The following is a 12,732-nucleotide window of genomic DNA, read 5'->3' on the forward strand; positions in this document are numbered from 1 at the left end:
TCCTATTGAGTTTTAAACTCAATAGGATTTTTAATTTTATGGGAGAGATAGAATTATTGCTTTTCTTTGCGTAGAAATGAAAAAAGGAGTCCTCCTAATAGTAGGAGTACAACGATACCACCACCAATCCACATCCAAGCATTCTGTTTTTGAAGTGCAGGAACCTCGTCCGTGTCTCCAATGAGAATGTACGGACTCCACAAGAAGGGGTGTGCTGTAAAATGCGATGCTTTTTGAATATAATCAATTTTAGAAAGACGCAATGCTTCGTCTTTATCTTTTCCTTGTTGTAGGTAGGTATAATAACTTTTAATAATGTTATAAGTAGATTGATCGTTAACACTCCATAATGTTGTAAAAATACTTTTGGTACCTGCATACGAAAAACCTCTAGCCAAACTCATAATCCCTTCTCCTCTAAAATTTTTTCCCAAGGCAGTTTCGCAGGCACTTAAAACAACCATTTCTGCATTGAGCTCTAAATTGTACAAGTCACTTACATATAAAAACTCGTTTTCTTCCTCATCTTCTACCTCTGTAAATGCCAATAAAGAATAATCAGGATCATTACTATTGGCCATACCATGTGTGGCAAAATGAATAATTTTATAATCCGAAGCAATTGCTTTAAATTGATTTTCGGTAGCATCTTGATCTTTGAAAATAGTTCCTGTTCCCAATAGGTGGTTGATGTTTTCTATTTCAGGCTTGTTATAAGCCAACGGAGATAAAGCAAAACGTTTACCTCGAATAATACTAACCGCACTTTCTCCAAAAGAAGGAGCAAAACCAACATAGGTATAGTCTGTTGGTAGATGCTGTTTGTGCATCATTTCTTTGAGAAGCGTAGCCGAATAACAGTAGCTAATCAAATGGTCGTGCAACAAATAAGGATGCGCTTGATAGTTTTCAGGTTCGTCAACTTTTTGAGTCAAGAGAGGCTCGAATGGCATGTCGCACATTGGCCCTGCAGGAATAATTATCAAGCGATGTGGCAATGTGCCTAGAGGCGCAACTAAGTTTTGATATAGTTGGTATGCTTGATCGGCATATAGATTGGCATATTTAGATTTCATCTGTTCGCTACGATCCTTGCTAGACAAAAAGTACCCATAAATGCTTTTTCTAAAATCGCCAACTTGATGGAGCATATTTTCTTGAACATCTAAGGTGAAAACTTCAAATTCTGTTTTGGTAATTTTAAAGGCAAAAAGACTTGAATCTCCGACAAAATACTCTACAAAACCTTGGTCTTCTTTTAATAATTCACGCATTTGGGTCAAATTAAGAATTTCAAGTTTGTATTTGGTATTATAATACTGTGGGTGATTGCGTTCTAACTCTTTTAAGAAATCTTGATAAATTTCTTTTTTTAGGAAAATACGCTTTTTTAATGCTGCTATTTGGTCTGCTAATTTAGGATTGTTCTGTTGTGTTAGCAAAAAGACTTCTTGTTGCAAATCAGCAATATCCAATTTAAGTTCTCGCTCCTTTATCAAATCAGCTTCGGGGAGTCCTGCGACTTCTTTGGCTTTCGTATTTTGAAAAGATTCTAATAAAGTCAAGCCTTTGCTTTTCTCAGAGTAATACAGCGCCAACTCTTTGTGCATAGGGTCTCCTTTCTCCTTGAAAAGTGCTAGACAAATCTCAATACCATTTTCGTACGCATCCAAGGTTAAGTCCGACCAAGCTATATTAGAGCCACTAGTAGAGAAATCAGCGCGAATGTGATTGACCATTTCATCAAACAGGCGGATTGTTTTTAGCGCCGCATCTAGTTTTTTGGAGTCGCCATGACCATATTTATAATATAAAAACCAAGTACGTGCCTTGGCAGCCAAAACATCTGTTATGGCATCATAACTCAAACTACTTTTGCTTTGTTCTAAATTGGGCAAGTGCCAGTAATCTGTATTGTCATAATCTTGAATGATACTAATCAATTGTTTCTGGTGAAAATTAAGAGCCGTTTCAAAGTCTCTTTTAGAACGATAAAAGGATGCTGTGCTGGCTAGAGCCTTAAAGTTTTCAAGGCTTTTAGAATCAAATGCATGGATGCTCATTTTAGTGCCTTGGTTTAGGGCTGCTTCTGCCTCTGTAAATTGTTTCTTAGCAACCAGTACAGAGCTTAAATCAAATAAGATTTGAGTACTATAAGCATTCTTTTCTGGCAATTCAGAGGTTGCAATTTTTAATGCTTTCTCATAATAAAATTGAGCAGAATCTAAGTAAGCAGCATCATAGGTTTTTCCTTGCCCAGATCGCAAGTAGGAATAGGCAATGTTTCGGTAACAATTAACTTGGTTAGTATAATCAAAGGCAGCTCCTTTGAATAAAGCCAATGCTTGTTGGAGGGCAATAATATCTTCCCCTTCTTGTTTTAATTCCGTCAATGTAACACCTTTTTCAAGATAAGCCAGTCCAATGGCAAAGTAGTCTTTTGATGTATCTGACTCCAAGAGTCGAAGGGCTTGGTTTTGATAATCTAGGCTTTTGCGAAAATTACCAATATTCTTGTAATTGATTCCCATTTCAGTATATAAGCGAGCCAATACATTATCATTGTCTTGCAAGGCGATAGCCTTTTCTAAAAATTCAGTGGCTCTACTATTCCGATTGGATAAACGTCCGACAATACCTAAGTTGCCATAGTCACGAGCCAAATTAGGATCTTCTGCATTGATTTTTTCTCTAATTAGTAGAGCTTGTTCTAATGCAGGCAATGCAGCTTTGTAATCATCTTGAGCATAGTAGATTCTACCAATATTCTTATAGATCAAAGACAGTGATAAACCTTCATAGTTAACCGATTCTGCCTTGCTAATATAGTCATTGGCTGAACTTAAGCCCTCTTCATAGCTGCCTAATTGTATCCAATTAGAAATAATATTAACACCGCAATCAAAATATGCATCCCAATTTCCATCTGTAGCATAGCGTTTTGCAGCATCTGAAAAAAGCGTATTAGCTTGTTCAAAACGTTCTGCATCTACAGCTTCGTTGGCTTGTTGAACTAAAGCACTAGCATCCTGTCCAAAAGAGAACAAAGGAAGGATTAGGAAAGGCAAGAGATATAATAAATTCTTCATAATGAAATTAAATTAACACTTGTTGGGAAATGGTCTACAATGTTTCGATGAACAATCTATTCTTTGATGACTTTCTGGCTAAATTGTTTACCGTCAACGTGTAGTTGTATAAAATAAATTCCAGCAGCTAACGTCTGCATTGGCAATTGAGTGCTATAGCTTCCCCCTACGATCGTTTTTGTCGTAATTGTTTGACCATGAGCATTGAATAAACGGATTTCAATCGTCGTAGCATCGATAAATTGATCAAACTCTACGGTTAATGTATGATTTGTAGGATTCGGATAAATAGAAAAAGCAGCATTAGCATCTATAATTTTAGTAATAGAGTTGGGAGTTGTATATTCTTCGCAAATTGTTCGATCTGGCATGTTACTCAAAATAGAATCTGCTTTTTGATAATTTAGTCGTCCTCCAGATACCAATTTTAAGCTATCGTTGCTTTGCAACACATCTACCCCGTTTAGCAAGGCATATTTAACGGCAAAATAAGTAGCATCAGGATATTTGTCGAACAATAAAGCAGCAGCCCTAGAGACTTGTGCCGTTGCAAAAGAAGTTCCAGAAACACTAACATACCCATTCACACTTCCTGCTTGGGTCGTGTTGTCGGTTGCTTGGGCAGCCAAATCAATAAATGTATTATCATAATTAGAATAAGAAGCTAAGGTGTTGCTATTAGCATAGTTAACAGCGGCAACAGATAAGATATTATCAGTATGAATGGTATCTAATGGGTCATGAATAGAGTTGGAAGGCCAGTGCATTAATGAATCGGCTCCACTTACTTGAGTATTATCATTTCCAGCCGACGTAACGACTAAGATATCACAATCATTACCAACATAGTCAATCGTATATTCTAAAATATTAGAAGGCTCTCCATAATAGCCCCAGCTGTTATTAATGACTTTAACGCGAGCCGTTTCTCCATTAGAGGTTGTTCGTTCGTAATCCGCAGCATAATACATAGCACAAGCGGCATGAAAAACCGTTCCTTCGCCATTTTTGTCAGTATATTTTAGTGGTAAAATACCTATGCTACCTGCAATGCTACCTGTATCGGGTAGTTGATTTTGTTGACTTAACCCTGTGACAACTCCTGCAATGGCGGTACCATGACCATGATCATCACTAGCATTATTGGTAGAATCTAAGAAATTGTACCCCCAGACCGCATCTTGCATACAACTACTATTTTGAGAAGCGCCTTCTGACACATAAGGTACCAAACTACTATATTCATAATCTAATCCAGAATCAATAATAGCAACCAATGTTTTGGAAGTTGTATTTCCTGAACCACTAGGTAAGTCTACCGTATCGGGCAAGGGACCACTGTTAGCTGCCATTAACGAATAGTTGGGTTCTGCGCTCAACAACTCAGGTTTGCCACTTGCCGCAGAAGCAGAACGTTTGGTGCCTTTTCCGTTTGCCTCGGTCATTGTAGAGGCAGTATCTGATATTTCCCAGAGTTCCAAATTACCACAAACACAAGAAGCAACAGGCTTAGCACCAATAGAATTTCTGCTTTCTTCTTTGATAGAATCTTGCTGCTCAGGACTGTATTGCGCTAAGGTGTCAGGGTGAAATTGTACCACCATTGTTTGACATTGAATTGGTCTCCCCGTAGAATCTGTACAAGGACCTACCTCTATCTTTTTCTTTTTCATACAAAGGTTTAACAAAGGGAAGGAGTCGTTGCTAACGCAAGCTGTAAATAAGCGGTTGTGGTGTACGGTATCGGTGTTATCCAAATTATAAATAGCTAGTTTGTGGCTGTGGGTAGAATCGTTGAGCAAGCCTAAAGCACCTGCATAAGAATTATGTGCCCCCAAACCTGCGGTGAACGTACCATTGGGGTTGACCGTACCAATATGTAGAGGAATGCCTATGGCTGGGTTGATTCGTTCCCAAGTGTATTTATTTCTAAGAACGTGTACCTTTGCTTGTTCGGACTCTATCACATTGCGTCCTGCTTCTATAATAACACTATCACCTTGATTTCTCCTTTTTACCCCACCAATACCGATGGAATCTTGGTTAGAATATCTAAAGTTGATAGGTGCTGTACCTGATTGAGGAGCATAATGATCTTGCGAGGCAATGGTTGTTTGTTTGAACCTAAAGAAACGCTTCAAACGAAACAAATCTTTAAAGTCGAATCTGTTTTGAGCAACATCAATGTCAATAAAGTTGCGAAAACGGTTCGGGTAGTTTAATATTTGTGTAATATGCCCTCTAATAAGCTTGGGTTTTATTTCTGAGAAATTGTTGTCTCGTACACGAAAAACTTCTAGTGGAATATTATAACCTCCATTGGCACTATAATTCTCAATTTGACTCAAGAAAAACCAATCTAGGTTGAGTGATTTTTGCAAATCATTGCTGCTTAAATCCAAAAAACGCAGCTCGGGAAGCCCTTGATAAGCGTATATTCCCATGAATGCTCCAGTAGAAAAGCTGTCTCTTGGCAACGGAAGGGTGCCTATAAGATTGTTATTTGCCAAATTAAGATGCTTGAGTGTCGGAATTTCCTCAAAAAGGGAGAGCGGCAAGGTTCCTGATAGTTTGTTGTGAGATAAGTTGATTACCTCTAAGTTGTTTGGAAAACTTGTTGTGGTCAAGGCAAAAGGGTTAACCGTATTGGTATCCATTGCTGCGATGGCATGAAGCTCGTTTAGGTTATTGACAAACTCTAAGCAGTTGGAGATGTCTTGAAAGTTTTGGATACTGTTGTTGTTCATATTCAAAATCGTGAGGTTTCCAACAGTGTTTGACGTGATGTTTATGGCTGTGAAATCGTTGTCACCTACATAAAAATACTGTAAGCCTTCCCATATACTATTGGTGATCGTAAACAGTTCAAGGGTGCCTGTAAAATTGTTATTCTCTAAATGTAATTTATTTAAAGTAAAAGAAGTTGGCAACGAAAATGTGCTCAATGCTGCACTACCTGATCCCATTGTACCAGACATATAAACTCGAGAAAGGCTACCAAAAAAGCTAAATAAATAAGTAAATGTATTGGTATTGCTGTGGGAGAAGTTATTGTTGTTTAGTGCTAAATACTTCAACTGGTGTGCTGAAAATGGAATTTGTGCTTTTAAGTATCCTTGAATTCCTGTTAAACTATTATTACTTAGAATTAGAGAATCTACTTTTTGCAATCCGTCGCCAACAAAGAGCGAGTCAGGCAGGTCATTCTCTAAGTAATTGGGATTGGCACCAACAAAATTATTACCATCTAAATTAATCGTACGAATTCGATAATAAGTAGGAAAGCTTGCGTCGTGCATGGTATCAATTCCATGCCATTCATAAACATTAGAACCAATCCAACGACTGGTAATTCCATTGGGTAAATTGGAGGCAATATTCCACGAACCAACTCCACCTCCACCATTGGTTGCATCTCGTAGGCGAATTAGAGCTGCACGATCATCGGGATGACAAACTTGTGCCAAGCTTATGGTTCTCCCAAGTGCAAGTAATACTACTACTAGTAATGAATTGAGAAGGTAAGAACGTGTTTTTTTTGTGATAGACATCATAAATTTTAAACGAATGGCGAAGCACAAATAATTACAATATTTGCAACAATAGCCGTTAAAAAATAATCATGGTTACTATAGAAATTTGAAATAGTATTGAGGGGAACCGCTTATTTTTAGTCTACTCCAATACAACTGAGTAATACTCATGATTTTCTATTGTGTATTGATTCTAAATTTGTTATCAAGACGCAATAATCCACCAACAAAGTTAATTAAACCCTGATAGGTGTCTAAATAAATTGTCAAAAATGTGTGTGCAGTTAAAAGGAGTCCGCTATTTTGCCTTAGAAAAATGCCATTATAGAAGACAAAAAGTGAAGCTTAGGGTTGTTATACTACCTCATACACTATTTTAAGAATTAGTCCGCTTAATCTACGTAGTAGTCGTGCAGTAGAACTACTATTTAATTGTATTGCGGTTTAATTAAAAGTAGTGTATGAGATCGCAAGCTTAGTTACCAAAAAGATAAAAAATCACATTTATATTAGTTTACTTCGTGAGCGCTGCGCTTTTAGTTAGCTTTGTTACTCCCTACTGTCGTGAACTCGCATAGCTCGGTTCGCTGCTATACGTGGTACTTCGTGAGCGCAGCTAACTATTGTTGAGTACAATTAAAATTTAATAATTTTTTGGCTGTATTGTTTGTTATTAATAGTGACTTGCATAAAATAAATACCAGCAGCTAAGTTTTCTGTAGTAACATTGGTATTGGTGGTACCTGTCGTTAGTCTTTGATAGTGAATTTCTTGACCACTAATATTGAATAACTTGAGTTCAATAGGGTGCGTACTCAATTCATAATCAAATTCAAGTGTTAAGTTGTTGGAGAATGGATTAGGGTAGATTTTGATGGAATGACTTAGTTCCGTTATTTTGTCAACATTTACAGTTATGTTAGGAGTACAAGTTGCTCTGTTGGTAATAATATTGAGAATAGAATCTGCTTTTGCATAATTAATTCGTCCACCAGAAACTAGTTTTGCGCTATCGGCACTAGGTAAAATGTCAACCCCCTCCATCAAGGCATGCTTAACAGCAAAATAAGTAGCATCAGGATATTTGTCAAATAATAAAGCAGCTGCTCGGGTTACTTGAGGGGCAGCAAATGAAGTTCCTCCAACCGTATGGAAGCTATTGTTGCTCCCCGCCAATGCGGTTACATCATTCCAAGGAGCTGCCAAATCAATATGAATGTTGCTATAATTAGAATTAGGGTTCAAAACAGCACCATTAGGGGTTACACCTGCTACAGATAAGATATTGTCGGCAACAATGCTATTCGTGGGATCAAAAATAGAATTAGAGGGCCAGTGGCGTCTTTCTTTGCTACCATGAACCTGAGTGGCATCATTTCCTGCAGAAGCGACAATTAAAATATCGCACTCTTCAGCAGCGTATTCAATGACGTTTTCTAAAACAATACAGGGATCCCCATAATATCCCCAACTTGTATTGATCACACGCACTTTTGCGGTACCTCCTGTTGTTGTTGGACGTTCATAATCTGCTGCATAACGTAAGGCACAAGCAGCATGGAACAATGAGCCAGCGCCATTTTTATCCGTATATTTTAAAGGTAAGATACCTATATCTGTTTTTAGATTTCCAGTATCAGGAAGGATATTTTGTTGGCTAATACCTGCTACAATCCCTGCAACAGAGGTGCCGTGCCCATGATCATCTGTGGCGTTATTGTTGTCATCAACAAAATTATAACCAAAGGTAGCATTGGGTAAACAACTTGTAGTCGTAGAAGCACCTTCCGATAAATAAGGAGTGAGCGGAGTGTAGTCATAATCCACTCCTGAGTCGATAATAGCTACTAAGGTGCTAGCGGTTGAATTGCCCGCACCAGTAGGTAAGTTAGCATTGTTGGAATTAGGTGAAGAAGAACTTTCTAGCAGAGGATAATTGGGGTCTGCACTTAACAACTCTGGTTTTCCTGAAGCGGCAGAAGCGGCTCGTTTGGTTCCTTTTCCATTGGATTCTAACATCGCCTTAGCAGTGTCAGAAAGTGCCCAAAGCTCTATATTCCCACACAAACATTCTTCAATCAATTCCACTCCCAAACTTTCACGAAGTGCTGTCCTAAATGAATCTTGTTCTTGCTGTGTCGAAAACTGTGCTAAACTATCTGGATCAAATTGTACAATAATAGATTGGCAAAAAATATTTGCCCCAGAACTATCGGTACAAAAGCCTACCTCTACTTTTTTGGGTTTGCTATACAAAGTCAAGCTAGGGAAAGAATCATTGTTGATTTGTGCCCTATACAACCAATTACTATGAGTGGCAGAATCCAAAGGCAAAATTGCCAAGCGATGAATATTGACAGCCGTTGTGTCCACGCCAAAAACAAAAGAAGGATCTCCAACAATATTATTAGAGGTTAAATTGGGATTAATTGTACCACCTTGTTGGGCTGCCAAACCTAAGGTTTGAACAACAGGGTTGCCAGTACTACCCCCTACAATATTAGCTGTATCTATGCGTTCCCAAGTATATTGGTTGGTGATGTAATTGGTTTGAGTCTGCTCTTGTGCAATAATACCTGCTCCAGCAGTAAATAAAATACTACTACCAGGTGTGCGACGACGTATTCCTCCGATTCCTATCTCTTTTTGAGGAGCATAAACGAAGGAGGTTGAATCAATCCCTTCTTGAGGAATGTAGTGGTTAAAAGAAACTCCTGATATTTGTTTTAAATTAAATATTCGTTTGATTTTGAATAAATCGCTAAAACCTAAAATATTATTTCCTACTTCGAGTTGTTCTAAATTGTCAAAGCGACCACCAAATGAATTGTTCAAAATAGTGTTGGCTAAAGGATGGTTTAAACTAGGTTTTACAGTATTAAATTTATTGCCATTGGCATAGAATGCCTCAATAGGCATTGTTGAGTTGGATGTATAGTTAAACAATTGATTGCCAAATAACCAATCTATGCGAAGCTCTCCTTTTAATAAATTGTTGCTAATATCTAACTCTTTCAAGTTGTCAAAACCTTCATAGCCGCTGTTGTTTATTGGGGCAGGAATAGTACCTATAGGTTGCGGCAAATTGCCTCTAATTTGGTTGTTATTAATATACAATACCTCTATATTAGGAATACGTTCCACCATATCCGCAGGAAGAACTCCTCTAAGAAGATTGTAAGAAATGTCTAAAATTTTGAGATTTAAAAGAGGTGTTGTAATCGAAAATTCCAGTGAATCTTGAATCGAGACCGTATCTAAAGCATTGTGAGCATAGAGCCACTTTAGAGTTGTCACGTTATTAAGTAAATCTTCAAAAGGCTTGAAATCTTGTAATAGATTGTTGTTGACGCTTAGTTTTTCTAAAATAACCGTTGAAGAAAAGGTGGTAGGAGTTATTAAAGTAGAAAAATCGTTGTCATTGGCATATAAAAAAAGCAATCCAGGAAACCTATTGGTAACGAGCCCTGTTACGTCAAGTGTTCCTGTAAAGTCGTTGTCACTAATATCCAAATGTTCTAAAACCGCTGAGTTAGGTATCGTATAATTGGTCAGAGGAGAAGCATTGGACAGCAAGCTGTTTTTTACATTGAGCACTTCCAAATTGGTCAATCCTTGGAGTAGAAAGACAAAGAAGTCCGTAGTATTGGCGATTGTATTGTTATTAAGGTTGATTTCGGTAAGACTAGGAGGGATTAAGCCAACATATAAATTCCCTTCCATATCGTCAATTCCATTATTTTTTAAGGATAAGGACTCCAAAAAGTTTAGTTGTATATCGGTAATAATAGAATCGGGCAAAATCGTTGTTGTTGTAGCAGGAGCAGCCACTAAACCATCAAAATTAATGCTTTTTACTTTATAAGAAACAGTTGTTGGATCGTATATGGTATCTATATAAGTTGGAATCCAAGTGGATACATTAGGGGAAGCTATACCTGCAACACTACTAAGACCTAAGTTATCTCGCAACTCGATAACCGCAATAGAGTCATTGGTATTAATATTAATTTGAGAAAAGCTAGTTGCAGAGGACAATAGAATCAGTACAACAGGCAAAAGCCATTTGAGAAGTTTCATACGTAAATGGTTTTTATAACCTTTTGTGCGGTGAAAGGTTCGAATTGTGTTTACAATTAAAAAAAGAAGTATCTATAAACTTCTTTTATTTGGGGATAAATAATTTAGAGACTTTTACTCAACCAACTATCCGTATTAAATGTTGTTGCAATAGATGTTTTATGTATAAATATTGCTTATTGTGAATGAGTGGCGTACTAATTTTTGTTTTTGAAAAAAATGAAAAAAGCACTACTACATTATTTTGATAATCATTTTTTCTAGATTAAAACTATTTTTATTTTGATTTAGTGGTTTGGTTATCAATTGGGTTTGTTTTAGTGTGTGGCGGTTTGTTTGTGCGAAAAGTTAATAAAAAGGTTGTTTTTAATAATGTCCCTTTATTAAAAGGACAATTCAGAATGAGAAAGGTTGCTTTGGAAGTTGGTTTAAATAGAAATTTAATAGCAAAAATTTAGCCGAATTGTCCAAAACAAAATTTAACTTCACGGCAATAAGTGTTTTATTGAACTGAACTTATTTTTTGAACGATTACTTAATTAGTAGAATTAGCATTATGAATTAAGCAAAACGAGGCGTAATTACGTCTACTAATGCTTCCAATTGTGCGTCAAAAAAGCGGTTTCGTAATACTACAAAAGTTATCAAAAGGTAGATTTTTTTGATAGACAAGGAAAGACTCTTAAAAAGACATCTATAAAAAATAACTCAATTAACTACTTCATTTTCTAAATACTGTTTCGCAATGAAAAAAACAGCCTTATACGATAGACACATTAGCTTAGATGCTAAGATGGTACCATTTGCAGGTTATGATATGCCTGTTTCTTATAGTGGAATAATTGAAGAACATCATACGGTACGAGAGCAAGTTGGAATGTTTGATGTTTCTCACATGGGAGAATTTATTATTAGAGGAGAAGGTGCGTTGGACTTGATTCAAAGAGTTACATCTAATGATGCTTCTAAATTAGGAAAAGGCGATGCGCAATACTCTTGTTTTCCCAATGGCAAGGGAGGAATTGTAGATGATTTATTGGTCTATAACCTTGGGGAGGAAGAATATATGTTGGTTGTAAACGCATCTAACATTCAGAAAGACTGGGATTGGTTGACAATTCACAATACTGCAGCTGTTGATATGAAAAACATCTCAGATGCTACTTCATTGATGGCAGTACAAGGACCTAATGCGATAAAAGCATTACAATCTTTGACAGACATTGACCTAGAAGGGATGAAGTACTATACTTTTGTTAGAGGAACTTTTGCAGGTGTCGATAACGTGATTGTTTCTGCGACAGGATATACGGGCTCTGGAGGTTTTGAAATTTATGTTGCCAATGAAGATGCTACCCGAATTTGGGATGCAATTATGGAGGCTGGAGGAGAATACGGTCTCAAACCAATTGGTTTGGGAGCACGAGATACATTGCGCCTAGAGATGGGATATTGTTTGTATGGAAATGACATAGATGATACTACATCGCCTTTAGAAGCAGGGTTAGGGTGGATAACTAAACTGAAAAAGGATGTTGACTTTGTTGATAAGGATTTCTTGATTGAACAAAAGGCTACAGGTGTTCAACGTAAGTTGGTAGGTTTTGAGGTGTTGGGAAAACGTCCTCCTCGTCATGCTTACCCTATTCTAGATGCCAATGGAAATGAGATTGGAGTTGTAACATCTGGAACCAAAGGACCTTCTGTTAATATTTCTATTGGAATGGGCTATGTTGCCAAGGAGCATTCTAAGAAAGGAAGTTCGATTTTTATTGACGCTAGAGGCAAAAGGATGGAAGCCAAAATAGTTGGTTTGCCATTTCACAAACTAAAATAAAAAAATCTATTTTTAGAAGAATATATTTTGACACAGCTGTAAATCTAAAGATTATAGCTGTGTTTTTTTTTATTTTTTAAGAGTGAAAGTTGATTTTTTTATTGGTTAATAGGTTGCTAGTTAGGTGGTTGTGATTTTTGAAAGGTTCTGAAAAGTTATATAACATCAAAGAATTGGCTTGCAAAACTAAATT

Annotated in this window: 4 protein-coding genes; 1 reads left to right on the forward strand and 3 read right to left on the reverse strand. The window is 37.0% G+C overall.

The features are described 5' to 3' along the window. Positions 1–53: 53 nt before the first annotated feature. From QP953_RS04015 to QP953_RS04025, 3 genes are all read right to left on the reverse strand, one after another. Positions 54–3,089 (reverse strand): CHAT domain-containing tetratricopeptide repeat protein, encoded by a 3,036-nt coding sequence (locus tag QP953_RS04015; protein WP_309554043.1) that lies wholly within the window; start codon positions 3,087–3,089, stop codon positions 54–56. A 56-nt stretch (positions 3,090–3,145) separates the two neighbouring features. Beyond that, positions 3,146–6,643, reverse strand: coding sequence for a S8 family serine peptidase (locus QP953_RS04020; RefSeq protein ID WP_309554045.1), 3,498 nt, complete (start codon positions 6,641–6,643; stop codon positions 3,146–3,148). 615 nt (positions 6,644–7,258) lie between these two features. After that, positions 7,259–10,702 (reverse strand): S8 family serine peptidase, encoded by a 3,444-nt coding sequence (locus QP953_RS04025; protein ID WP_309554046.1) that lies wholly within the window; start codon positions 10,700–10,702, stop codon positions 7,259–7,261. A gap of 745 nt (positions 10,703–11,447) precedes the next feature. Here QP953_RS04025 and gcvT point away from each other — a divergent pair. After that, positions 11,448–12,539, forward strand: coding sequence for a glycine cleavage system aminomethyltransferase GcvT (gcvT, locus tag QP953_RS04030; RefSeq protein WP_052594936.1), 1,092 nt, complete (start codon positions 11,448–11,450; stop codon positions 12,537–12,539). Positions 12,540–12,732 lie beyond the last annotated feature (193 nt).

The organism is Aureispira sp. CCB-E, from assembly GCF_031326345.1.
Classification (GTDB): Bacteria; Bacteroidota; Bacteroidia; order Chitinophagales; family Saprospiraceae; genus Aureispira.